This is a genomic window from Rhodoferax sp. RT5P35 (genome assembly GCF_056521385.1).
Map to the genome: position 1 here is coordinate 99,795 of NZ_JBWMAX010000009.1, position 22,235 is coordinate 122,029.

Annotated in this window: 24 protein-coding genes and 1 tRNA gene; 11 read left to right on the plus strand and 14 right to left on the minus strand. The window is 61.7% G+C overall.

All coding sequences use genetic code 11. The features are described 5' to 3' along the window. Positions 1–34: 34 nt before the first annotated feature. A complete protein-coding gene (locus tag AC097L_RS15530; protein ID WP_479587441.1) occupies positions 35–499 on the plus strand; it encodes a universal stress protein in 465 nt (154 codons plus the stop codon). An 8-nt stretch (positions 500–507) separates the two neighbouring features. Then, a complete protein-coding gene (locus tag AC097L_RS15535; RefSeq protein WP_479587442.1) occupies positions 508–1,485 on the plus strand; it encodes a tripartite tricarboxylate transporter substrate-binding protein in 978 nt (325 codons plus the stop codon). Between the two features lie 192 nt (positions 1,486–1,677). Here the strand turns inward: AC097L_RS15535 and AC097L_RS15540 are convergent, their stop codons facing one another. Next, positions 1,678–1,986, minus strand: a complete 309-nt coding sequence (locus tag AC097L_RS15540) for a DUF1840 domain-containing protein (RefSeq protein WP_479587443.1) — start codon at positions 1,984–1,986, stop codon at positions 1,678–1,680. A gap of 100 nt (positions 1,987–2,086) precedes the next feature. On the opposite strand from AC097L_RS15540, the gene AC097L_RS15545 reads away from it, so the two are divergent. Beyond that, on the plus strand, positions 2,087–2,383 hold the full coding sequence (locus AC097L_RS15545) for a polyhydroxyalkanoic acid system family protein (protein ID WP_479587444.1): 297 nt from the start codon (positions 2,087–2,089) through the stop codon (positions 2,381–2,383). A 110-nt stretch (positions 2,384–2,493) separates the two neighbouring features. On the opposite strand, the gene rfbC is transcribed toward AC097L_RS15545, so the two are convergent. From rfbC to rfbB, 4 genes are read right to left on the minus strand one after another with little or no spacing between them, the layout of a single operon-like run. Beyond that, entirely contained in the window at positions 2,494–3,042 is a 549-nt protein-coding gene (gene rfbC / locus AC097L_RS15550) for a dTDP-4-dehydrorhamnose 3,5-epimerase (protein WP_479587445.1), read from the minus strand. Further along, positions 3,039–3,938: a glucose-1-phosphate thymidylyltransferase RfbA gene (gene rfbA / locus AC097L_RS15555; protein ID WP_479587446.1), complete on the minus strand. Its 900-nt coding sequence runs from the start codon at positions 3,936–3,938 to the stop codon at positions 3,039–3,041. The genes rfbC and rfbA overlap by 4 nt, the downstream gene beginning before the upstream one ends. Next, the gene (gene rfbD / locus AC097L_RS15560) at positions 3,935–4,840 is read right to left on the minus strand and encodes a dTDP-4-dehydrorhamnose reductase (RefSeq protein ID WP_479587447.1); all 906 of its coding nucleotides are present in this window, start codon (positions 4,838–4,840) and stop codon (positions 3,935–3,937) included. Before rfbD ends, rfbA begins: the two co-directional genes overlap by 4 nt. Continuing rightward, positions 4,837–5,904 carry a dTDP-glucose 4,6-dehydratase gene (rfbB, locus tag AC097L_RS15565; RefSeq protein WP_479587448.1) on the minus strand — a complete coding sequence of 356 codons (1,068 nt, stop codon included), beginning with the start codon at positions 5,902–5,904 and terminating at the stop codon, positions 4,837–4,839. Before rfbB ends, rfbD begins: the two co-directional genes overlap by 4 nt. A 158-nt stretch (positions 5,905–6,062) precedes the next feature. Between rfbB and AC097L_RS15570 the strand changes: the two genes are divergently transcribed. From AC097L_RS15570 to AC097L_RS15580, 3 genes are all read left to right on the plus strand, one after another. Next, a complete protein-coding gene (locus tag AC097L_RS15570; RefSeq protein WP_479587449.1) occupies positions 6,063–6,524 on the plus strand; it encodes a phasin family protein in 462 nt (153 codons plus the stop codon). Between the two features lie 63 nt (positions 6,525–6,587). Beyond that, positions 6,588–7,271 (plus strand): TetR/AcrR family transcriptional regulator, encoded by a 684-nt coding sequence (locus AC097L_RS15575; protein ID WP_479587450.1) that lies wholly within the window; start codon positions 6,588–6,590, stop codon positions 7,269–7,271. Between the two features lie 36 nt (positions 7,272–7,307). Next, positions 7,308–8,081, plus strand: a complete 774-nt coding sequence (locus AC097L_RS15580) for a hypothetical protein (protein ID WP_479587451.1) — start codon at positions 7,308–7,310, stop codon at positions 8,079–8,081. Here the strand turns inward: AC097L_RS15580 and miaB are convergent. Genes miaB through AC097L_RS15610 form a run of 6 tightly spaced genes read right to left on the minus strand, consistent with a single transcriptional unit; the run spans position 8,078 to position 14,322 of the window. Then, positions 8,078–9,421, minus strand: coding sequence for a tRNA (N6-isopentenyl adenosine(37)-C2)-methylthiotransferase MiaB (miaB, locus tag AC097L_RS15585; RefSeq protein WP_479587452.1), 1,344 nt, complete (start codon positions 9,419–9,421; stop codon positions 8,078–8,080). The genes AC097L_RS15580 and miaB overlap by 4 nt on opposite strands. A 49-nt stretch (positions 9,422–9,470) precedes the next feature. Further along, the gene (locus tag AC097L_RS15590; protein WP_479587453.1) at positions 9,471–9,863 is read right to left on the minus strand and encodes a hypothetical protein; all 393 of its coding nucleotides are present in this window, start codon (positions 9,861–9,863) and stop codon (positions 9,471–9,473) included. A 58-nt stretch (positions 9,864–9,921) separates the two neighbouring features. Beyond that, positions 9,922–10,803, minus strand: a complete 882-nt coding sequence (locus tag AC097L_RS15595) for a DUF6999 family protein (protein ID WP_479587454.1) — start codon at positions 10,801–10,803, stop codon at positions 9,922–9,924. Beyond that, on the minus strand, positions 10,800–12,689 hold the full coding sequence (locus AC097L_RS15600; RefSeq protein ID WP_479587455.1) for an iron-containing redox enzyme family protein: 1,890 nt from the start codon (positions 12,687–12,689) through the stop codon (positions 10,800–10,802). Before AC097L_RS15600 ends, AC097L_RS15595 begins: the two co-directional genes overlap by 4 nt. A 3-nt stretch (positions 12,690–12,692) precedes the next feature. Then, positions 12,693–13,562: a fatty acid desaturase gene (locus tag AC097L_RS15605; protein ID WP_479587456.1), complete on the minus strand. Its 870-nt coding sequence runs from the start codon at positions 13,560–13,562 to the stop codon at positions 12,693–12,695. Beyond that, complete coding sequence (locus AC097L_RS15610) at positions 13,543–14,322, minus strand: sterol desaturase family protein (protein WP_479587457.1); 780 nt, start codon at positions 14,320–14,322, stop codon at positions 13,543–13,545. The genes AC097L_RS15605 and AC097L_RS15610 overlap by 20 nt, the downstream gene beginning before the upstream one ends. Before the next feature lie 430 nt (positions 14,323–14,752). On the opposite strand from AC097L_RS15610, the gene AC097L_RS15615 reads away from it, so the two are divergent. The 5 genes from AC097L_RS15615 (at position 14,753) to AC097L_RS15635 (ending at position 20,054) form a co-directional block, all read left to right on the plus strand. After that, on the plus strand, positions 14,753–15,859 hold the full coding sequence (locus AC097L_RS15615) for an ABC transporter substrate-binding protein (RefSeq protein WP_479587458.1): 1,107 nt from the start codon (positions 14,753–14,755) through the stop codon (positions 15,857–15,859). A 231-nt stretch (positions 15,860–16,090) separates the two neighbouring features. Next, positions 16,091–16,978: an ABC transporter permease gene (locus tag AC097L_RS15620; RefSeq protein ID WP_479587459.1), complete on the plus strand. Its 888-nt coding sequence runs from the start codon at positions 16,091–16,093 to the stop codon at positions 16,976–16,978. Beyond that, entirely contained in the window at positions 16,975–17,784 is an 810-nt protein-coding gene (locus AC097L_RS15625) for an ABC transporter permease (protein WP_479587460.1), read from the plus strand. The genes AC097L_RS15620 and AC097L_RS15625 overlap by 4 nt, the downstream gene beginning before the upstream one ends. A gap of 20 nt (positions 17,785–17,804) precedes the next feature. Beyond that, a complete protein-coding gene (locus AC097L_RS15630) occupies positions 17,805–18,872 on the plus strand; it encodes an ABC transporter ATP-binding protein (RefSeq protein ID WP_479587461.1) in 1,068 nt (355 codons plus the stop codon). A 3-nt stretch (positions 18,873–18,875) separates the two neighbouring features. Then, on the plus strand, positions 18,876–20,054 hold the full coding sequence (locus AC097L_RS15635; RefSeq protein ID WP_479587462.1) for a haloacid dehalogenase-like hydrolase: 1,179 nt from the start codon (positions 18,876–18,878) through the stop codon (positions 20,052–20,054). On the opposite strand, the gene AC097L_RS15640 is transcribed toward AC097L_RS15635, so the two are convergent. From AC097L_RS15640 to AC097L_RS15650, 3 genes are all read right to left on the minus strand, one after another. After that, positions 20,051–21,247, minus strand: a complete 1,197-nt coding sequence (locus AC097L_RS15640) for a multidrug effflux MFS transporter (protein ID WP_479587463.1) — start codon at positions 21,245–21,247, stop codon at positions 20,051–20,053. The genes AC097L_RS15635 and AC097L_RS15640 overlap by 4 nt on opposite strands. 75 nt (positions 21,248–21,322) lie before the next feature. After that, positions 21,323–21,399, minus strand: a tRNA-Met gene (locus AC097L_RS15645). A 36-nt stretch (positions 21,400–21,435) separates the two neighbouring features. Next, a complete protein-coding gene (locus AC097L_RS15650; protein ID WP_479587464.1) occupies positions 21,436–22,215 on the minus strand; it encodes an enoyl-CoA hydratase in 780 nt (259 codons plus the stop codon). Between the last annotated feature and the right edge of the window lie 20 nt (positions 22,216–22,235).

Below are 22,235 nucleotides of genomic sequence, written 5' to 3' on the forward strand. Positions count from 1 at the left end.
AGCCCATGAAAGTTAAACCCCGGGAGAATACGCGATGAAGATTTTGTTGCCTTTGGATGGCTCTGAGGTGTCGCTGCAAGCCGTGCGGCAGGTGATCCATTTGGTGCGCCAGGGCCTGCAGGCCGAGGTGGTGCTGGCCAATGTGCAAGAGCCCGCCCACCTGTACGAGATGGTGATGGCCGCCGATCCGGCGCTGATCGCACGGGCCAGCGCCCAGGCGGGTGCCAAGGCATTGAAGGCGGGCGAGGCCTTGCTGCGGCACGCTGGTATCGCCTATGCCACTGAGGTGGCCGTTGGCGACCCGGCCAACACGCTGATCGACATCGTGGAGCGCTTTGGTTGCGACATGGTGGTGATGGGCGCGCGCGACAAGGGCAGCCTGCGCAGCGCACTGCTGGGTTCGGTATCGCACGAGGTGCTGCACGCCGCCCAGGTGCCGGTGATGCTGATCAAGCCCAGCGATGCAGCCGACCCCGACCTGGGCCCTGAGAACCTGTAGCAGAAGCCATGGTGTACAAGGTATGCATGGCCGTGGCGTTGGCTGCTGCTGCGCTGATCGGCCACGCGGCAGAGTTCCCCGCCAAGCCCATCAGCATCATCGTGCCATTCTCGGCCGGCGGTCCGACCGACCGCGTGGCGCGCGACCTGGCCGAGGCCTTGCGCAAGCCGCTGGGCGGGGTCAGCATCGTGGTGGACAACGTGGCGGGCGCGGGTAGCTCCATCGGCTCGGCCAAAGCGGCACGGGCCACGCCCGATGGCTATACCCTGCTGCTGAACCACATCGGCATGGCCACCATGCCCACGCTGGTGCGCAACCTGCCGTTCAAGGTGGAGAGCGATTTTGAATACCTGGGCATGGTGGACGAGGTGCCGATGACCGTGGTCAGCAAGCCCGGCCTGCCCGCGACCACCTACCCGGAACTGCTGGCCTGGATGGGGCAGAACAAGGGGCGCATCAACCTGGGCAATGCGGGCGTGGGGTCGGCCTCACACCTGTGCGGGCTGCTGTTCCAGAGTGCGTTAAAGATGGACATGACCACCGTACCCTACAAAGGCTCGGCACCGGCCATGACCGACCTGATTGGCGGCCAGATCGACCTGATGTGCGACCAGACCACCAACACCACCAGCCAGATCGAGGCCAAAAAAGTTAAAGCCTTTGCCGTCACCAGCGCCAAGCGCCTGGGCACGCCCGTTTTGAAGGAGTTGCCGACGCTACAGGAGATGGGTTTAAAGGGTTTTGAGGTCAGCATCTGGCATGGCTTGTACGCCCCCAAAGGCACGCCGCCTGCCGTACTGGCCAAGCTGAATGCGGCGTTGAAGCTGGCCCTGAAAGACCCGGACTTCATCCGTAAACAACAGGCCCTGGGTGCGGTGGTGGTGGCCGACAAACGCCTGGAGCCCGCCGAGCACAAGAAGTTTGTAGCCGCCGAAATCGCCAAATGGAGCCCGATCATCAAGGCGGCGGGCGTGTACGCAGACTGACCCATCTTTTGTCTGCTTGAAAATCGCCGCTCGCCAAGCTTTGGCCGGGGTGCTGGCTATGACGTGGTGTCTGGCTAAGCCAGGCAGCACACCTGCCAGAAACACCGCAGAACTGGCTTAGCCAGGCTGCTGGTGTTGCCCCCTGCAAGGGGGTGGGCGAAAGATGCGTAGCACTGCAGCCTGGGGGTGAGCTCAGGTTCCCCAAGTGACATCGGCATTTTCTTTTTCGCAGCGGCGCAGCATGTCGATGAAGGGCTTGGCGCGCTGGTGCAGCGAGACGGTGTCCATTTCATGGACCTTGGCTTCCACGGTGGCGGCTTTGCGGGCGGCATCGTCGCGCTCGACGGCGGCTTGCAGGGCGGTGACCGCCGCAGCCATCTCGGCGACCAGAATGATGCCTTGGGCACCGGGGGTCTTGCCAATGGCTTCCAATACCTTGCGCCCATTGGCCTCGAGCATGATGAGGTCGCCGTCGGCTTTAGACTTGAATTTGTACAACATGGAACTTCCGTTAAATAGGGTGTCACTATTGTGCCCTTGCCAGCGGTGCCAGGCTGGCATGATGCGGGTTCTAACTGTGTTTACCCCTAGGAGATTTTGAGTGACCGACATCCACATGCAGCGCGAACACACGCTGGGCCTTCCCGCCGCCCGCAAACTGGCCAGCGAATGGCTGGAGCAGGCTGAAACCCGGCTGGGCATGACCTGCGAATACACCGAGGGCGCGGCCAGCGACGAGATCAGCTTTCGCCGTGCGGGCGTGACCGGCACGGTGCAGATCACCGACGACCGCTTTGTGCTGGACGCCGAACTGGGCTTCTTGTGGAGCGCCTTCAAGGACAAGATTGAAACCGAGGTCGCCCGCCGTATGGACAAAATGCTGACCCAGGTGACCTGACCACACTACCGGTGCCCGCAGCGGCTTTTTTTAAGTAAAAAAGGCCGCTAGCGCATATTCCACCTACGCAAGACGCTGCTATTTTAATAGCATTGCTTTCGGTGCGTAATTCAGCCTTCAAACACCTCGGCATCGGCCAGCAGCCGACCTACAGCATCTTTGGCGGAGAGCTGGGGTGTGATGCCTACAGGCCATTCAATACCGATGGCGGGATCATTCCAGGCGATGCAGCGCTCAAACGCCGGGGCGTAGTAGTCGGTGGTTTTGTACAGAAAGTCGGCGGTGGCCGTGAGCACCACAAAACCGTGCGCAAAGCCGGGCGGCACCCACATCTGGCGGTTGTTTTCTTCGCTCAACTCCGCACCGACCCATTGGCCAAACGTGGCGGAGCTGCGGCGGATGTCTACCGCCACATCGAACACGGCACCGCGCACACAGCGCACCAGCTTGCCCTGTGGGTTTTGGATCTGGTAGTGCAGACCGCGCAGCACGCCCTGAGCCGAGCGGGAATGGTTGTCTTGCACAAAGGCCACGTCCAGACCCGTGGCCTGGGCAAAGGCATGGCCGTTAAAGCTTTCAAAAAAGAAGCCGCGCGCGTCGCCAAATACCTTGGGCTCCAGGATCAGCACGTCGGGAATACGGGTGGGGGTGGCTTTCATTTGCGGATTTCTTCCTTAAGCATGCGCAGCAGGTACTGGCCGTAGCCGTTTTTGGCCAGCGGTTGGGCCAGGCGTTCTACCTGTTCGCTGGTGATGAAGCCGTTGCGCCAGGAAATTTCTTCCGGGCAGGCGATTTTCAGGCCCTGGCGGCGCTCCAGCGTGGCGATGAACTGCCCGGCTTCCAGCAGGCTCTCAAAAGTGCCGGTATCGAGCCAGGCGTAGCCACGCTGCATGATTTGCACGTTCAGCGTGCACTGGTCCAGGTAGGCCTGGTTGACGGCGGTGATTTCCAGCTCGCCGCGCGGACTTGGCTTCACGGCCTTGGCAATGTCTACCACTTGGTTGTCGTAAAAATACAGGCCGGTGACGGCATAGTTGCTTTGCGGCTGCAGGGGCTTTTCTTCGATGCTGCTGGCTTTGCCCTGGGCATCAAAGGCCACCACACCGTAGCGCTCGGGGTCTTGCACGTGGTAGGCGAACACCGAGGCCCCCGAGGTTTGGGCATCGGCCGTGTCCAGCAGCTGGGTGAAGTCGTGGCCGTAGAAGATGTTGTCGCCCAGCACCAGCGCGCTGGGGTGGTTGCCGATGAAATCTTCGCCAATTAAAAATGCCTGCGCCAGGCCATCGGGGCTGGCTTGCACGGCGTACTGCAGGTTCAGGCCCCACTGCGATCCGTCGCCCAGTAGCTGGGTGAAGCGGGGCGTGTCTTGCGGTGTGCTGATGATCAGAATGTCACGGATGCCCGCCAGCATCAGCGTGCTCAGCGGGTAGTAAATCATCGGTTTGTCGTAAACCGGCAGCAGCTGCTTGCTGATGGCCAGCGTGGCAGGGTGCAGACGCGTACCGGAGCCGCCTGCGAGGATGATGCCTTTGCGTTGGGTGGTAGGGGGGGTCATGGTGTGAGTGTCTCGTTGAGCATGCGGGCCACGCCGACTTGCCAGTCGGGCAGGGTCAAGCCAAAGGCGGCTTGCAGTTTGCGGGTATCCAGGCGGCTGTTGAGCGGCCGCTGGGCGGGGGTGGGGAAAGCCGTGGTGGGCACGGCGACGACAGCCCCAGGCCCGGCTTTGAGCACGGTACCGGCCTGTTGCGCGTGGGTCAACACATACTGGGCGTAGCCGTGCCAAGTGGTTGCACCCGCTGCTGCCAAGTGGTAAATACCTGCCAGGGACGGCTTAGAGACGGCGGATCGCAATGCCAGCGCGGTCACATCCGCCAGCAACTCGGCCCCGGTGGGTGCCCCGGTCTGGTCGTTGATCACGGTGAGTTGCTCGCGCTCTTTGGCCAGCCGCAGCATGGTTTTGGCAAAGTTGCCGCCGCGTGCGGCATACACCCAGCTGGTGCGAAAGATGAGGTGCCTGGCGTTGGCGGCCTGGATGCGCTGTTCGCCTTCGAGCTTGCTGCGGCCATACGCGCTCAAAGGCGCGGTGGCATCTGATTCCTGCCAGGGCTGGCTGCCGCTGCCGTCGAACACGTAGTCGGTGGAGTAGTGCACTAGCCATGCGCCAAGCTGGGCGGCCTCAGTGGCCAGCACGCCGGGGGCCAGGGCATTGAGGATGTGGGCCAGTGCGGGTTCGCTCTCGGCGCGGTCCACGGCGGTGTGGGCGGCGGCGTTGACGATGATGTCGGGTTGCAGGCGGCGCACAGTATCTTTGATGCCGTCCAGATTAGACAAATCACCGCAGTAGTCGGTGCTGTGGCGGTCGAGTGCGGTCAAGCTGCCCAGTGCGGCCAGGCTGCGTTGTAGCTCCCAGCCGACCTGGCCGTTCTTGCCCAAGAGCAGAATTTTGGGGGACTTCATGCGGCGCGGGCGGCGTAATTGGTGTCTACCCAGTCGCGGTAGGCTCCGCTCTGGACCCGGGCCACCCATTCGGGATTCGCCAAATACCACTCTATGGTTTTCTGGATGCCAGAGGCGAAGGTTTCGGCCGGTTTCCAGCCGAGTTCGCGCTCGATCTTGCTGGCATCGATGGCGTAGCGGCGGTCGTGGCCGGGGCGGTCTGTCACGTAGGTGATTTGCGTGGCGTAGCTCTGGCCATCGGTGCGGGGGCGCAGCGTGTCGAGCAGGCCGCAGACGGTGTGCACGATGTCCAGGTTGGGCATTTCGTTCCAGCCGCCCACGTTGTAGGTCTCGCCCAGTCGCCCGGCTTCGAGAACCCGGCGGATGGCGCTGCAATGGTCCTTGACGTACAGCCAGTCGCGGATTTGCTGACCGTCGCCATAAATGGGCAGGGGCTTGCCGGCCAGCGCGTTGACCACCATCAGCGGGATCAGTTTTTCCGGGAAATGGTAGGGGCCGTAGTTGTTGCTGCAGTTGGTGGTCAGCACTGGCAGGCCATAGGTGTGGTGGTAGGCGCGCACCAGATGGTCGCTGGCGGCTTTGCTGGCCGAGTACGGGCTATTGGGCTCGTACTGGTGGGTTTCGGTAAAAGCCGGGTCGGTGGCGGCCAGCGAGCCGTAGACCTCGTCGGTGGATACGTGCAGAAAACGGAAGTTGGCCTTGGCATCCGTAGCCAAGCCACCCCAGTAGGCGCGTACCGCTTCCAGCAGCTGGAAGGTGCCCATCACATTGGTCTGGATGAAGGCTTCGGGGCTGTGGATGGAGCGGTCTACATGTGACTCGGCTGCAAAGTTGACCACGGCACGCGGCTGATGCTGGGCCAGCAAGAATGCTACCAGCGCGTTATCACCAATGTCGCCTTGGGCGAAGACGTGGCGGCTGTCGGCTTGCAGGCTGGCCAGGTTTTCCAGGTTGCCAGCGTAAGTGAGTTTGTCGAGGTTGACCACCGCCTCACCCGTTTGCGCGACCCAGTCCAATACAAAATTAGCACCAATAAAACCTGCACCGCCAGTCACCAAAATCATAGTATTCCTTGTAAAGCAAGGCGCTGTGGACAGCGCATGTAGCGTTAAAGTTTAGCCCACACTGGCCCGCAACACGGGCCATCTAGAAGTCCACATCTACACGTATCAGGTGCTACTGGGTACAGTTCAAGTCTTAAATTTCTTTTAAAGAGACTGCTATGGATAAAAAGCCCAGCCCTTCTAACGACGACACCGCCGCTAACGCGTCGCCCAAGCCCAGCGTCAAAGACTCTGCCCAGCAGATCTGGCTGGCGGGTTTAGGTGCTTTTGCCAAGGCGCAGGAAGAAGGCAGTAAAGTCTTTGAAGCCCTTGTCAAGGACGGTATGGGCATGCAGACCAAGTCGCAGGCTATGGCCGAAGCCAAGTTGGCCGAGGCGGCCAGCAAAATGACCAGCATGGCCCAGGGCATGACCGAGCGGGCCACCGGCCAGTGGGACAAGCTGGAGAATATTTTTGAAGACCGCGTCGCCAAAGCCCTTCAGCGCCTTGGCGTGCCGTCGGCCAAAGACGTGGCGGTGTTGACTGCGCGGGTGGACGAGCTGAGTAAACAACTTGAGACACTGCTGGCCCAGCAAGAGACTGCCGCCAAACCTAAGCGTGCGACCAAGCCCGAGGCGTAACCCTAGTAAGCCATTGCTGCTGTGTGAGGTAGAGTGGGTGCTCCACCACAGGGGAAGACATCCATGGCGAAAAAAGCGCCTCGCCGCACGGCTGAACGCATTCTGGAAGTGACGTTGGATTTGTTCAACCGGTTTGGCGAGCCCAATGTCTCCACCACCCTGATCTCGGCCGAGCTGTCCATCAGCCCCGGCAACCTGTACTACCACTACCCCGCCAAAGAAGAACTTATCAACGCGCTGTTTGACCGCTACGAGCGCGGTCTGACCGAACTGCTCAATGCCAGTGACGGCGTGCGCGATGTGGAAGATGCCTGGTTTTTCATGCACAGCCTGTTCGAGTTGATCTGGCAGTACCGGTTTTTGTACCGAGACCTGAACGACCTGCTGAGCAATAACCGGCACCTGGAAACCCATTTCCAGTCGGTGTTGAAGCACAAGACCCGTGCCATCCGTGCTCTGCTGGACGGCATGGCCCAGTCGGGCGCGTTGCAGATCGACAGCCGCGAAGCCGAGGCCACCGCCACCAGCATGGTGGTGGTGCTGACCTACTGGCTGAGTTTTGAATACGTGCGCGACCCACGCCATGCGCTGGAGGCCGAAAGCGCCCAGATGGCGCTATTGCGTGGTGCCCACCATGTGTTGAATGTCTTGCTCCCTTACCTGGAACCTGGTCAACGCCTGCATTTGTTGAACCTGGTGTCCGCCTACTCCCAGCCCGTCCAGCTGGCCGCCAGCGCAGCGGCTTGACCGCCATCTAAACGCCCGCCCACAAGGAGACCCACCATGTCCCTATGGACCGCTTTCCCCCATCCCGGGACCTATGCGTTTGATGCCGCCAGCACCGCGCTGGGCTGGGCGCGCCTGCACCGGGGCGACTCCGAACCTTTGCCCGCCGATGCGCCCTTGCTCGAAGCTTGGGCGATGTTCCACAACGGCGAGTTCCAGAAAGCCACCGTCGCCGGACTTGCTCTGGGCGGTGCCGGGCTGACCTTGGCCAACAAGGCCACCTGCATCTACGCCACCTATTTAGAGCCTTTTGAACGCCTGCGACTGGATCTGTTTCTGGAGGTGGCCGCCCGCGCCGAGGCCCAGGCCCAGGAAGAGCCGCAAAATGCCAACGCCTGGTACTGGCACGCCTACGCGCTAAGCCGTTACAGCCAGGGCATCAGCGTGGCCAAGGCGCTGGCGCAGGGCCTGGGGGGCAAGGTTAAAGAGTCGCTGGAGCGCACCATCCGCCTGGAACCCAAGCATGCCGGGGCCCACATCGCCCTAGGCGCGTTCCATGCTGAGGTGATCGACAAAGTGGGCGCGCTGATTGGCAGCATGACCTATGGCGTGCGCAAAGACGTGGGCCTAAAGCTCTTGCAAGAGGCCTTGAATCTCACGCCTGGTGCCGCTATCGCCATGGTCGAATACGCCAATGCCCTGCTGATGCTGGATGGCCAGCAGCGCCTGGCTGAGGCCACCCGCCTGTACGAACAGGCCGCCACAGCTGCCCCGGTGGATGCTATGGAGCACCTGGATGCCGACCTGGCGCGGTCGGAACTCGACAGTTAAACGGTTTCCTGCACGACCACCTCGCCGCGCAGCGAGAACGACATGGCTTCGGTGATGGTCACATCGACCATCTGGCCGATCTGGCGCGGCTGGCCCTGGAAGTTGACCACCCGGTTGCATTCGGTGCGGCCCATCAGCTCCAGGCCTTCGGCGCTGGGGCGTTTGCTAGGGCCTTCGACCAGAATGCGTTGCACCGTGCCGACGCGGCGGGCGGCAATGCTGCGCACGCTGTCGTTCAGCACGGCTTGCAGGTGCTGCAGGCGCGCCAGCTTCACCGCATGTGGCGTGTCGTCGGCCAGGTTGGCGGCGGGGGTGCCGGGGCGGGGGCTGAAGATGAAGCTGAAGCTGTTGTCGTAGCCCACGTCATGGATCAGCTTCATCATTTTCTGGAAGTCGTCTTCCGTTTCGCCGGGGAAACCGACGATGAAGTCGCTGCTCATGGCCATGTCGGGGCGGATGGCGCGCAGCTTGCGCACGGTGCTCTTGTATTCCATGGCGGTGTAGCCGCGTTTCATGGCCATCAGGATGCGGTCGCTGCCGTGCTGTACCGGTAGGTGAAGGTGGCTCACCAGTTTGGGCAGGGTGGCGTAGGCGGCGATCAAACGCGGGGTAAATTCGTTCGGGTGGCTGGTGGTGTAGCGGATGCGCTCGATGCCGGGGATGTCGGACACGTATTCCAGCAGCAGGGCGAAGTCGGCAATCTCGGTGGTGTCACCCATCACACCGCGGTAGGCATTCACGTTCTGGCCCAGCAGGGTGACCTCTTTCACGCCCTGGTCGGCCAGCCCAGCCACTTCCACCAGCACGTCCTCAAAAGGCCGTGAAACTTCTTCGCCACGCGTGTAGGGCACCACGCAGTAGCTACAGTATTTGGAGCAGCCTTCCATGATGCTGACGAAGGCCGACGCGCCCTCGACCCGGGCGGGGGGCAGGTGGTCGAACTTCTCGATCTCGGGGAAGCTGATGTCCACCTGCGGGCGGCTTTGCAGCAGGCGCTGGTTCAGCAGCTCGGGCAGGCGGTGCAGGGTTTGCGGGCCAAACACCACGTCCACATAGGGCGCGCGTTTGATGATGGCGTCACCCTCCTGGCTGGCCACGCAGCCGCCCACGCCGATCTGCACGCCTTTTTTCTTCAGGTGCTTGATGCGGCCCAGGTCGCTGAACACTTTTTCTTGCGCTTTCTCGCGCACCGAGCAGGTGTTGAACAGAATCAGGTCGGCCTCGTCCACATTCAGCGTGGCCTCGTAGCCCTGGGCGGCGTGCAACACATCGACCATCTTGCCCGAGTCGTACTCGTTCATCTGGCAGCCGAAGGTTTTGATAAAGACTTTTTTAGACATGGGACAAACTCTCAGTGCAGGACAGCGCAGCGGGCCAGGCCGCTGGCGCTCAATCGAAAAGGCCAAAGAAGCGCCAGGGTTTGGCAGCGGTCGGACGTTTGACTGCTGCTTCGGCCTCGGTCAGTACCCACACTTCGGACATCGCGCCGCCCATCTCTCGGGTGTAGTTCACAGCCAGCGCCGACTGGCCGACCAGGCTGCCCGACAGCAGCAGCATGTTGTTGCTGCCGTGGATGCGCGCCCCGGGCGAGAGCTGGTCGGTCTTGCCATCCAGCAGCACCTGCGGCGGCACGGTGACCTCTAAAGTGCCGCGCAGCGCCGTAGCCGGGAAGCTGCGCTCCTGGGCCTGTAAATTTAAAGAAAAAGTGGCGCTAGCGCATACTAAACATACGCTAGTAGCTATATTAAATATAGCAAATCTGGGGGTGGCAAGTGGTGGCATACAGCGGTTCGTGGTGGACATCCAGAGGCTGGGTGAGGGCGGATTTTACCGTGCAGGGCTATGCGCCCGCGGTGGCCTGCGCCGCCTTCAGTTCCATCAACAGCGCATGCAGCATTTCGGTGGACAGGCCGTGCACTACCAGGCGGTGCCCGGCGCGCAGGGTGCTCAGCGGCACCAGCGGGTGCTTGTTGTTGAGCAGGATCAGGTGTTGCGGTGCATTCAGGATGGTGGCGGTGTAGATTCCGATGGTTTCGTCCAGCTGCAGCGAATTGGCGGCGCGCCAGAAGTCGTTGTCGGTCAAAAACAGCTGGTAGATGGGCGTGAAGCACTCGATGGCGGTTTGCAGGTCCACCTTGTTCCAGCGGCCATGGGGGAACTGCTCCACGGTCAGTGGCGGCTCCTGCACCATGCTGAAGTCGGGCTTTTCGACAAACTGCAGGCGCTGCCCGGCATCGCGCAGGGTCTGGTTCAGGCGGATCACAAAGTTGAACAGGTTCAGGTCGTGCTTGAGGAAGGTCTCGTCCTTCAGGTCATCCAGCGTCAGCGGTTGCAGCGGATTGGTGGCGACGGGCGTGGGGGCGTTTTTGGCGATGAATTCCAGAATCTGCCCGCCCATGTGGAAGTGCCGCATCACCAGCCAGTTGGCTTCGGGCGAAACCAGGCGCTTCAGCCCTTCTGCCAGCAGCTGGTGCAATAGCTTGGATGCTGCCCAGCCCTTGGGCATGAAGGCTTTGACCACCTGGATCAGCACGATGCAGGTACGCGCCAGGGGCCGCACGAAAGGCAGCAAAAACTGCCGCGATGCCGAGCTCGAATCCTCTAGCCAAGCCTGTTTCACATGGTCGGGCAGGGGCGTGCTTTGGTCCAGGTACAGCGCCAGCCAGGGGCTGGGGTCTGCTGGATCGTGGTCGCGGGCTAGCAGGTCGGGCAGGCGTTTCATCGTTCAACAATGTGTTCAAACTGCATCCGGTACAGCTGGGCTGTGTGGCGGGCGGTTTGCAGGATGGCATCGGCCGCGCGCGGGTCCAGTGCCAGGGTGATTTCTACCGCCGTGAGCCAGCGGGCCAGATGGTGGGTGTCGTTTGCGCCATGGTATTCCAGGAAGCGAAACGCGCTGGGTGGCAGCTTCACCTGTTGGCGCAGCAGCGGCAACAGGGCGGGCACGATGCGCTGGCCCGTGCCCTCGATGATATAGATGGCACCCAGCAAGCCCAGCGGATTTTCCGTGGCGGCCAGGGCGTGCAGGTAGCTGTTGAGTGCCTCGCCACCGGGGTTGCGGTGCAGGTCATCCAGCGGCTGGGTGCCGCCCGCGGCCAGGTAGTCGCTGTAGAGGATGTGAAAGTCGTCTTGCTCGTCGCTGGCGTGGGTTTCTATCAGCGCGCCCAGCTCGGCAAAAGGGCCAGTGAGCGCGGCTACGGCCTTGTGCATCCACTGGCTACCCTGGCGCACCTGGGGCACCCACTGCGCCGTCCAGTTTTGGTAGTCGGCCACGCCAAACTGACCGGCCACCAGCTTGTGGATGACCGGGCTGCGCCACACCTCCGAGCGGTAGCCGTGCCAGATGCTGGCCAGGGCGGTGAGCAGCGTTTGCAGCGTGGGCGGGGCCTGCTGCGGGTCGTGCGGGGCGGCGATGGTAGGGGCCGTTTCAACCACTGGTGCCGGCGTTGAAGGGCTGACAGGCGCATCGGCCGCCTCCACCTCCAGCAGCATGTAGGCGGCGCTGATGCGGCCCGATTCGGGGATGAAGCAGAGGATCTTTTCGCCCGGCTTCAAGGTGTGGGTGTCGATGAATTCGGCCAGCATGATGAAGATCGACGCAGCGCCGGTGTTGCCACGCGTGCGCAGGTTGTTGTACCAGCGCTCGGGCGGAATCGCCAGCCCGGCCTTGGCCAGCAGGTCGGCCACGACCGGAATAAATTTTTCAGACGAGTAGTGGCACAGAAAATGGTCGATGTCGCTGGATTGCACCCAGCCCGCGTCTACCAGCTTCACGTACTCGTGGATGCACACGTCGAACAAGTGCGGCAGCAGGCGGATGTCCTGGCGCAGCGACAAGGCCCCGGCGGCCTCAGCCTCGCTGGCGCTGGTGTAGTCGAGAAAGGAGGTGCTGCGGTCTTCACTCAAGCCCAGCTGCATGCACACCGGGTAATCGCCCGCAAAGCTTTGCTGGTGCACCCAATTCAGTTTGAGGCGCACCCTGGCGCGTCCCGTGGGCGTGTGCAGGCCCAGGGTGCTGTTGCCCAATAGCAGCGCACCCGCGCCGTCCGACAGCATCCAGCGCAGAAAATGCGCATCAAAGTCGCTTTGGTAGCCACGCGGGCCAAAGCGGCTACGCTTGAACATGCGCGAGGGCATTTCCGCCGCCACGGCCAGCGCTTTCTGGTGTGCGCCCAGCTCGATGCCCTGGGCGGCGTGCAGAATGGCCGTGACCCCGGCTGCGCACACACCCTGGCTGGACAGCGTGCCCATCGGCGGCGCGCCCATCTCGCCCTGCACCATGTTGGCAAAGCCAGGCATCAGCGCGTCGCCACCCGACGAGCCCACGCTAAGTAACGACACTGCAGCGATATCTTCTCCGGCGCGACCCAGGCAGTCGCGGGCGGCGGCGGCGGCCATCTGGGCGTGGGAGATGGTGGTGCGGCCTTCGGTGTCGATGGCGTAGTAGCGCAACTGGATACCGTTCTCGGCCAGGATGCGGGATTTGATGCGGCCAGAGATGCGGTTCAGCGGGGCGATGTAGGCGTCCATCGCGTTGTTGCCAATGGGGTCGCCGGGTAAAAAGTAGCCTGCTGATTCAATGTAGACGCGGTCAAAACGGGTGGGCATGTGTCAAGAAGTCTCGGTGGGGCGCATGAGCGGCTGGCTTTGGTAGCGCGGTAGCAGCGGGCCTAGAAAAAAGGTGGTGAACATATACAGCAGCAGTCCGCCGCAATTTAAACGGGGGTGGATCTGGTGGCGGTACCGCGCGTGCAACATTGGCAGGGTAGACCAGTGCGCGCGGCCGTGGCGATGGTGGGCGGTGTGCAGGCCGATATTGAACAGCAGTGGGTTCAGCGCCCCCTCGAAGTTGCGGGCGAAATCGGTTGTGGAATGGCCGTCGGCATGCGCGTGCTGCAAATAGTTGGTGGCCAGCAGCCAGTGCAGGCCGTGCAGTTGCGGCAGCAGCACCAGCAACAGCCATTTCTGCCAGTCCAGCAGCGCCAATCCCAGCCATAGGCCAGCTACAAGCAGGTACTGCAATAGGCAGTAGCGAAACGCACCCGGCGCGCGCCGCCGCAGCCGCAGCAGCCAGCGCCCAAACAGCGGGTACAGCGTCCAGGTGGCCAGAAAAGGGTGCAGCAGGTAGCCTGCCAGGTGGTTGTGGTCGCCGCCAAACCGGTAGGTTCGCGCAGCATCTTGCGGGCCGTGGCGGTAGCGGTGGTGGTTGGCGTTGTGGGTGGCGTTGTGGGTGGCGTAAAACACAAAACCGGGATGGCCTTGCAGCAGCGTCAGAGCCATCTCGGTCGCGCGGTTAAGCCAGCGGCTGCGCCACATCTTCAGGTGGGCATGGTTGTGGTGCACCACGCCGATGCCCAGGGTCAAAAACAACTCCATCACGTACAGCGGCCACGCAAATCCGTAACGCCATTGCCAGGCCACCAGGGCAGGCAGGGCCAGCATGTACAGCAGCGACTGCCCGTCACGCGGGTGGCGCAACATGCGGTTTGGCGTAGTGGCGGGCAAAAAGGCCCTGGGCCGCATCCGGCGGCAAGGCAGTGCCGCACAGCCGGTCCATGAACGGAAACATGAAGCCAAAATTGCCCTGGTAGCAGGCGTGGTGCAGGTGGTGGCGGCGGGCTCCGTTGAGCCACCAGCGGTCGCGGTCGGCATCGGGCAAAAAGTCGAAATTGGAGTGGCCGATGTTGTTGAAAACAATGCTGAACACCGGCACCGCCAGCAGCGACCAAACGCTGAAGTCGTGCACCAGCATAGGCAACAGAATCACATTGCCCAGCATCATCGCCTCCACCGGATGGAAGCAGTAGCTGGACCAAGGCGTGACCACCACCGAACGGTGGTGCACCACGTGAAACTGGCGCAGCCAGTGCCGGTGCAGCAGCCAATGGTTGGCGTAGAAGTGCATCTCGTTCCAGACCACCAGAAGGCCAATCTCCAATGCGATCTGCCAGCCGTTGGCGCTGGTGGCCAGCCTGGCCCAGCCGAGTTGCAAAAAGCCCCAGGGCACCACACTACCGATGCCAAACAGCAGCACCGCGAGGGCCGACTGAGCCCGCTCGCGCGAGGTTTGGCCGGGGCTGGGCGGGCGCGGATCCAGCCTGCCGCCATGCCCCCATCGCGGCATAAGCTTGCGGACGATGGCCAAGTTGATGGCTGCCGTACCCACATACAGCGCGCAGAAGAAAACGCAGCCCCACAGCATGATTTGGTACCAACTAAAACCAAGTAGGGTGTCACGCATCGGGTGTCTGGGCGGTTGTTTATGAGGGTATTTGGAGAGTGGCTTGCAAAGATTTTTTAAACTTTACATGCCCGGATTTAGCGTGCCATTTTGCACTGTGGATGGTGGCACTCGGTTTTGTGTAGCGTTCCCTCTTGCGGCCATGCAGTTGTCGGAATGGCCTGCAAATTGCTTGAAGTAAGGCCTGTCACAAAATAGTCGCAAAGTAGTCATAAACCGCCACTACGATTGCGCTAGCACAAGGCTGGCAGTAGTATGCAATCGGGGGAAATAGAGCATTTTTTCTGTTCCCACACTACCAGTCCAGGCTGGGTATTTGCAAGCGATCTTGCCCGAACCAATGGCTGTTTCGCCGTGCTGGGGTAGTTTGTAGGCCCCTGATCTTTCATGTGTCAAAAGTGTCTTCATCGGATTACCAAAAGGAAGTGATATGCCTCGTCAAATGTTCAAAGTTCTTGCGGTCGTTGCAGCTGTCTCTGCCGCTTTGGGTGGCGCGCAAAGCGCTTCGGCCCAGTCGGCCCAACTGGTGGCAGCTGCCAAGGCCGAGGGCGAGCTGACCGTCATCGCCCTGGCCCGCTCATGGTGTGGCTACGGCAAATTGATTGATGCCTTCAAGGCCAAATACGGCATCAAGGTCAACGAACTGAACCCCGACGCGGGCTCCGGTGACGAGCTGGAAGCCATCAAGGCCAACAAAGACAACAAAGGCCCGCAAGCGCCCGACGTGATTGACGTGGGCCTGTCCTTCGGCCCCCAGGCCAAGGCCGCAGGTTTGCTGCAGCCCTACAAGGTGGCCAACTGGGCCACCATTCCTGATTCGACCAAGGATGCACAAGGCTACTGGTACGGCGACTATTACGGCGTACTGGCATTTGAAGTCAATACCGATCTGATCAGCAAAGTGCCTGCCGATTGGAGCGACCTGCTCAAGTCCGACTACAAGAATTCCGTGGCCCTGGCGGGTGACCCCCGCTCGGCCAACCAGGCCATCCAGGGCGTGTACGCCGCAGGTGTGGCCATGGGCGGCAAAGATGCTGCTTCTGCCAGCGCTGCCGGTTTGAAGTTCTTTGCCGACATGAACAAGGCCGGCAACTTTGTGCCCGTGACCGGCAAGGCCGCGTCTCTTGCCCAGGGCACCACGCCCATCATCATCCGCTGGGATTACAACGCTCTGGCCGACCGTGACGCACTCAAGGGCAACCCCAAGGTCGCCGTTGTCGTGCCCAAGACCGGTGTGGTTGCAGGTGTGTACGTGCAGGCTATCAGCGCCTACGCACCGCACCCGAACGCGGCCAAGCTGTGGATGGAGTTCTTGTACTCGGACGAAGGCCAGATTGGCTGGCTGGACGGCTACTGCCACCCCATCCGTTTCACCGACCTGGTCGCCAAGAACAAGCTGCCCAAAGCGATGCTCGACAAGCTGCCCCCTGCAGCCGGTTACGCCAAGGCCGTGTTCCCCACCCTGGAAGACCAAAACGCCTCCAAAGACATCATCACCAAGCAGTGGGGTGTCGTTGGTGCGGATGTAGCCAAGTAATTTGGCTCACCCCCAGGCTTGCCCACTTCGTGTGGCTAAGTCGGACGCACGCCCTCCAGAAACACCGCAGAACTGGCTTTGCCAGGCTGCTGGTGTTGCCCCCTGCAAGGGGGTTGGCGGAAAGTGCGCAGCACTGTAGCCTGGGGGTGAGCCTGTTACCTCGCTGGCATGGTTCTTACGGGCCATGCCAGTATTGTTTTCAGGACCGTTTGCACAAAGGCGTAGCACCACGTGGCACCTACTTTGAATTCCGGGGCGGGGTTGGCCCCGGTGAAATCCGCCAATTTGCACTGGCTTGGCGTGTTGCCATTTCTGCTGTTTGCTGCGATGTTTTTGATCTTGCCCACCGCATACCTGATGGTCGGGGCGTTTCAGGACGAAGCCGGGCATTTCACCTTTGTCAACATCATTGGCCTGGGGACCGACAGTGTCGTCCAGGCCTACTGGATTAGCTTTCGCATCAGTGCTGCGTCGGCTCTAGGCGGCGGCATCATTGGATTTCTTTTGGCCTGGGCGGCAGTGCAAGGCAAGCTGCCAGGGTGGATCAAGCCTACTTTGATGACGTTTTCGGGCGTGGCCTCCAACTTTGCGGGCGTACCCCTGGCTTTCGCTTTTCTGGCCACTTTAGGCCGGGTGGGTCTGGTCACGGCGCTGATGCGCAAGTACCTGGGGTTCGATCTGTACTCCACCGGCTTCAGCATCCTCAGCTTCACCGGGCTGACGCTGACCTACCTGTATTTTCAAATTCCGCTGATGGTGTTGATCGTCTCGCCCGCGCTGGAAGGCCTCAAGCGCGAATGGCGCGAAGCTTGCGACTGCCTGGGCGGCTCGGCCTACCACTACTGGCGCTACATCGCCCTGCCGGTGCTGTGGCCCAGCATCATGGGTGCGATGCTGCTGCTGTTTGCCAATGCCTTTGGGGCGGTCGCTACGGCCTACGCGTTGACCGGCAGCTCGCTCAATATCGTGCCCATCCTGCTGTATGCGCAGATCCGTGGCGACGTGCTGCACAACCCCAACCTGGGCTATGCGCTGGCCCTGGGCATGGTGGTGATTACGGGTGTTTCCAACGCAGGCTACATCTGGCTGCGCAGCAAATCAGAAAAGGGGCGCACATGAGTTCTTCTCCTCAGTCCTCTCAGTCACCGTCTAGGTTGGGTGCCTGGATTGCCATTGGCATCGGAGCCAGCTATTTTTTGATTCCTCTCATCGCCACCTTCGAGTTCAGCATGCGCATGCTGCGCGGCGAGTACAGCTTTGAGGCCTACCGGGTGGTGTTTGGCGACCCGCTGTTCCAGGCCACGTTTGGCTATTCGATCATGATGGCCGTCATCACCATCGTGGTGGGTGTGCTGCTGGTGGTGCCCACGGCCTACTGGGTGCAGTTGCGCCTGCCCAAGCTGCGGCCATTGGTGGAATTCATCACCTTGCTGCCGTTGGTGATTCCGGCCATCGTTATTGTGTTTGGTTACCTGCGCATCTTTGGTAGCAACTCGTGGATTCCGCTGACCGGCAACGAGCGTGCGACTGACTTTTTGCTGGTGTGCAGCTACGTGACCTTGTCGCTGCCCTACATGTACCGCTCCATCGACACCGGCCTGCGGACCATCGACGTGCGCACCCTGACCGAGGCTGCCGAGGTGCTGGGCGCGGGCACCTTCACCATTTTGTTCAAGGTGATCTTTCCGAACCTGCGCTCGGCCATTTTGTCGGGGGCCTTCCTGACCTTTGCGGTGGTGATTGGTGAATTCACCATGGCCAGCCTGCTGAGCCGCCCGGCGTTTGGCCCCTACCTGCAGCTGGTGGGTGCCAACAAGGCGTACGAGCCGTCCGCGCTGGCGGTGATGGCTTTCATGATCACCTGGGCTTCCATGGGCCTGATCCAGGTATTCGGGCGTAATGCCAAGAACGCCGTCAAACAATAATTTTCAGAAAAAAACTGCACATGGCTTTCCTCGAAATCTCCCATCTGAAAAAAACCTTTGGCACGCAAACGGCTGTGCACGACTTCACGATGGATATCGCCAAGGGCGAGTTCATCACCTTCCTCGGCCCTTCCGGCTGCGGCAAGACCACCATCCTGCGCATGCTGGCCGGATTTGAAGACCCGTCTGGCGGCAGCATCAAGTTCGACGGCAAGGATGTCACCCACACGCCCACCAGCCAGCGCAACATCGGCATGGTGTTTCAGTCGTACGCGCTATTCCCCAATATGACGGTGGCCGAAAACATCGGCTTTGGGCTCAAAGTCGCCAAAATGCCGCAAGAGCAAATCCACGTGCGCGTGACCGAGATGCTCAAGCTCATCGGCCTGGCTGCCCTGGGTGCGCGCTACCCTTGGCAGCTGTCGGGCGGCCAGCAGCAGCGGGTGGCTTTGGCCCGGGCGCTGGCAGGCAAGCCACAGGTGCTGCTGCTGGATGAACCGCTGTCGGCGCTGGACGCGAAAATCCGCGTCTCGCTGCGCGAAGAAATCCGCGCCGTGCAGCGCGAGTTGGGCATCACCTCGGTGTTCGTGACCCATGACCAGGAAGAGGCGCTGTCCATCTCCGACCGCATCGTGGTGCTGAGCGAAGGCCGGGTCGAGCAGATCGGCACGTCCAGCGAGGTCTATAACTTCCCGCGCACCCGCTTCGTGGCCTCGTTTGTGGGCACGCTGAACCTGCTGTCGGGTACGGTGGTAGACCCGGCCTCGGGCCAGATTTCGGTCGCTGGGCAGCCTTTGGTCACTGCCACCAAGATGCCGGGTGCCGTGGCGGGGCAAACCCGGGCGTTGGCTATCCGGCCCGAAGCCATCACCCTGGAGCCGCCTGTGCCGGGCCGCAACGCCCTGCAGGCCATGGTGGAAGACGTGAACTTTTTGGGAGCGGTGGTGCGCATCCGTGTGCGCATGGACACTTTTGTGTTGTCGCTCGACGTGTTCAACGACCCGCACCGCGCCTTGCCGCAACGCGGCGAAAACGTGACCCTGGGTTTTTCGTTCGACAACCTGTTGGTACTGGAAGAGACGGTCTGAGCCATGGCATCTGCATTGACACCGGGGTGGTCGCCCGCCAATCGCCGCGCCCTGCAATATCTGCTGGACACCCTGGGCCAGCACAGCCCCGGCTATGACCCGGCGCGCAAGCCCTATGCGGTGTTCGACTGGGACAATACCTGCATCATGAACGACACCGAAGAGGCCTTGTTGCTGTACCAGGCGGAAAACCTGCAGTTCAAGCTGACCCCGACCGAGTTTTCCGAGGTGCTGCGCCAGGGCGTGCCCGAGGGCGTGTTCCGTGCCGACTACACCAACTTGGACGGCCAACCCGTGTCCATGCACGATCTGGCCACCGACATCGACGAGGCTTACACCTGGCTGTACGCCCGTTGCGACGCATTGGGTGGTACCCAGCCGCTGGCCGAAATCCGCCAGACCGAGCCGTTCAAAAACTTCCGCGCCAAGTTCTACTTTTTGTACGGTGCGCTGTGCGACACCTACCCCATGGAAGTGGGCTACAAGTGGATCATTTATTTCTACAAAAACTTCACCCCGGCCGAGTTCCAGGCCATGGTGGCCGCCTGCGTGGCCCAGAACCTGGGCGAGGCCCTGGTGCAAGCGCCCATCCATAGCAGTGCTGAGCTGCCGGGCCGGGCGGGCCGGGTGGCCCCGGTGCACTTTTACGGCATGCGGGTGGATGCCGACATGGTGGCGTTGATGGCCGCGTTGCGCGCCCATGGCTTTGACGTGCACGTGTCTACCGCGTCCATGGACGATGTGGTGCGTGTATTTGCCAGCCACCCCGGCTACGGCTACGGCGTGCCGCCCGAGAACGTGCTGGGCCTGAAGCTGGAGATCCAGGACGGCAAATACACCAACGTGTACCGCGCAGACTGGCACTTCAATTGGGGCCCAGGCAAAACTATCGGCATTGAAAAGCACTTTTTGGCCAACAAAGGCTACGGCCCGGCCCTGGTGTGCGGCGACAGCGATGGCGATGCGTGGATGATGAAAGACTTTGCCGACACCCGGCTGGGCGTGGTCATCAACCGCCTGCACACCGGCCAGATCGGGACCAACAGCCAGCAGGCCGTGGCCACGCTAGGCCAACCGAACGCGCGCTTTTTGCTGCAGGGCCGCGATGAACACACCGGCCAATTCAATGGCCAGGAGGCGACGCTGAAATACGGCCAAGCTGAAGCCCGTTTGCTCGCCTAAACGGCGGGCACCGAGCGGGTGCCGCCCAGCGTGAAGCGCGCAAACACAAAGGCGGCAATCGCCGATCCGGCAATCCCCAGCACCATAGGGCGGGCGCTGCCGTCCACAAACAGCCCCACCACGGCCATGACCAGCGCGCCCACCACAAACTGGATGGTGCCCATCAGGGCCGAGGCGGTACCGGCGATCTCGCCGTGCTCTTCCAGCGCCAGTACGGCGGTGGTGGGTACTACCAGGCCCAAGAAGCCAAAGCCGATAAATAGCAGGCCGATCAACACGTCCAGCCGGTCCACGCCGCCCAGGTTCACCAGCAGCAGCAGCGCCATGACTGCGGCGAATCCGGCCACGGCGATGTTCACCACCTTGACCAGTCCAAAGCGCTGGCTCAGCTTGCCGGTGAACTGCGACACGCCGATGAAGGCTGCGGCGTTGACCGAAAAGGTAATGCTGTACTGGCGCGGTGTGAGCCCGTAGTGGTCGATCATGATGAAGGACGAATTGGCCAGGTAGGCAAAAAAGCTGGCCATGCCAAAGGCCCCGATCAGCACCAGCCCCAGGTAGTGCCGGTCGCGCATTAGCTTGCCGTAGCCCGCCAGGGCGCTGCCCACGCTGCTGTGGGCCCGCTCCGCTGCAGGGCGGGTTTCGGGCAGGCTGGTGGCTAGCAGGGCCAGCCCCAGGGCTGCAGCCACCGTGACGGCCCAGAACACGCTGCGCCAGCCAAACCACTCGATCAAAAAGCTGCCCGCCAGCGGTGCCAGGATGGGCGATACGCTGAACACCAGCATCAGCAGCGACATCAGCCGAGCGGCATCATGGCCGGTGTGCAGGTCGCGCACGATAGCGCGTGGAATCACCATGCCCGCGCAGGCACCCAGGCCCTGGATGAAGCGCAGCATTACCAGGGTGTGCACGTCGGGGGCCAGCGCGCAGCCTATGCTGCCCGCTGCAAACAGCAGCAGGCCAAAGTACAGCGGAGCCTTGCGGCCGAACATGTCGGATACCGGCCCGTAGATGATTTGTCCAATGCCCATGGACACAAAAAAGGCCATCAGGCTGAGCTGCACCGCCGCCATGGAGGCACCCAAAGTCTGGCCAATCGAGGGCAGGGCGGGCAGGTACATGTCGATGGCGAACGGACCAATCGCGGACAGCAAACCCAGGACCAGTGCAGTGCGAAAGAAGTGCGATTTCATGGGGTAATGAAGCGGGTTTGGCGCTAAAAAATGAAAAAACCCGCAGAACGTTGGCTCTGCGGGTTTTTGTTATTTTGGTGGTGATAGGTGGATTTGAACCACCGACATCAGCATTATGAATGCTGCGCTCTAACCAACTGAGCTATATCACCGAAGAGCAAGATTATATGCCGGATTTCGCCTTCGTTTTAACGGTGCGTGAAAACCGCCTTGCGTTTGTTTAGAAATGCATCCATGCCCTCGCGCTTGTCTGCTGTGGAGAACATGGCGTGGAACAGGCGGCGCTCGAACAGCATGCCTTCGCTGAGGCTGCTCTCGAAGGCGCGGTTGACCGATTCCTTGGTCGCCATCACGGCCAGTTGGCCGTAGTCGCAAATCATTAGGGCGGCACCCAGCACCTCGGTCATCAGCTGGTCCAGTGGCACCACGCGGCTGACCAGGCCTGAGCGCTCGGCCTCGGTGGCGTCCATCATGCGGCCGGTAAGCGCCATGTCCATGGCTTTGGACTTGCCCACGGCGCGCGGCAGGCGCTGGGTGCCGCCCGCGCCGGGAATCACGCCCAACTTGATTTCGGGTTGGCCAAACTTGGCGTTGTCGGCGGCAATGATGAAGTCGCAGGCCATGGCCAGCTCGCAGCCGCCGCCTAGCGCAAAGCCTGCCACGGCTGCAATCACCGGCTTGCGCACACTGCGCAGGGTTTCCCAGTTGCGGGTCACGAAGTCGGTCTTGAAGGTCTCGGCAAAGTCGTAGGCGGCCATGGTGGCGATGTCCGCGCCCGCCGCAAAGGCTTTCTCGCTGCCGGTGATGACCATGCAGCCAATCGCAGGGTCGGCATCAAGCGCCTTGAGCGCGTGGCCCAGTTCGTCCATCAGTTGGTCGTTCAGTGCATTGAGCTGCTTGGGGCGGTTCAGGGTGATGATGCCCACCTTGCCCGCTTCGGTCGCCACGGTAATTGCCTGGTAATCCATGTAATGTCCTTGTCCTGCTA

Bases quoted from the DNA above. Each gene is read 5' to 3' on its own strand.
- AC097L_RS15530 (WP_479587441.1), top strand. From the start codon at position 35: ATGAAGATTTTGTTGCCTTTGGATGGCTCTGAGGTGTCGCTGCAAGCC.
- AC097L_RS15535 (WP_479587442.1), top strand. From the start codon at position 508: ATGGTGTACAAGGTATGCATGGCCGTGGCGTTGGCTGCTGCTGCGCTG.
- AC097L_RS15540 (WP_479587443.1), bottom strand. From the start codon at position 1,986: ATGTTGTACAAATTCAAGTCTAAAGCCGACGGCGACCTCATCATGCTC.
- rfbC (WP_479587445.1), bottom strand. From the start codon at position 3,042: ATGAAAGCCACCCCCACCCGTATTCCCGACGTGCTGATCCTGGAGCCC.
- rfbA (WP_479587446.1), bottom strand. From the start codon at position 3,938: ATGACCCCCCCTACCACCCAACGCAAAGGCATCATCCTCGCAGGCGGC.
- rfbD (WP_479587447.1), bottom strand. From the start codon at position 4,840: ATGAAGTCCCCCAAAATTCTGCTCTTGGGCAAGAACGGCCAGGTCGGC.
- rfbB (WP_479587448.1), bottom strand. From the start codon at position 5,904: ATGATTTTGGTGACTGGCGGTGCAGGTTTTATTGGTGCTAATTTTGTA.
- AC097L_RS15570 (WP_479587449.1), top strand. From the start codon at position 6,063: ATGGATAAAAAGCCCAGCCCTTCTAACGACGACACCGCCGCTAACGCG.
- AC097L_RS15575 (WP_479587450.1), top strand. From the start codon at position 6,588: ATGGCGAAAAAAGCGCCTCGCCGCACGGCTGAACGCATTCTGGAAGTG.
- AC097L_RS15580 (WP_479587451.1), top strand. From the start codon at position 7,308: ATGTCCCTATGGACCGCTTTCCCCCATCCCGGGACCTATGCGTTTGAT.
- miaB (WP_479587452.1), bottom strand. From the start codon at position 9,421: ATGTCTAAAAAAGTCTTTATCAAAACCTTCGGCTGCCAGATGAACGAG.
- AC097L_RS15590 (WP_479587453.1), bottom strand. From the start codon at position 9,863: ATGCCACCACTTGCCACCCCCAGATTTGCTATATTTAATATAGCTACT.
- AC097L_RS15595 (WP_479587454.1), bottom strand. From the start codon at position 10,803: ATGAAACGCCTGCCCGACCTGCTAGCCCGCGACCACGATCCAGCAGAC.
- AC097L_RS15600 (WP_479587455.1), bottom strand. From the start codon at position 12,689: ATGCCCACCCGTTTTGACCGCGTCTACATTGAATCAGCAGGCTACTTT.
- AC097L_RS15605 (WP_479587456.1), bottom strand. From the start codon at position 13,562: ATGTTGCGCCACCCGCGTGACGGGCAGTCGCTGCTGTACATGCTGGCC.
- AC097L_RS15610 (WP_479587457.1), bottom strand. From the start codon at position 14,322: ATGCGTGACACCCTACTTGGTTTTAGTTGGTACCAAATCATGCTGTGG.
- AC097L_RS15615 (WP_479587458.1), top strand. From the start codon at position 14,753: ATGCCTCGTCAAATGTTCAAAGTTCTTGCGGTCGTTGCAGCTGTCTCT.
- AC097L_RS15625 (WP_479587460.1), top strand. From the start codon at position 16,975: ATGAGTTCTTCTCCTCAGTCCTCTCAGTCACCGTCTAGGTTGGGTGCC.
- AC097L_RS15630 (WP_479587461.1), top strand. From the start codon at position 17,805: ATGGCTTTCCTCGAAATCTCCCATCTGAAAAAAACCTTTGGCACGCAA.
- AC097L_RS15635 (WP_479587462.1), top strand. From the start codon at position 18,876: ATGGCATCTGCATTGACACCGGGGTGGTCGCCCGCCAATCGCCGCGCC.
- AC097L_RS15640 (WP_479587463.1), bottom strand. From the start codon at position 21,247: ATGAAATCGCACTTCTTTCGCACTGCACTGGTCCTGGGTTTGCTGTCC.
- AC097L_RS15650 (WP_479587464.1), bottom strand. From the start codon at position 22,215: ATGGATTACCAGGCAATTACCGTGGCGACCGAAGCGGGCAAGGTGGGC.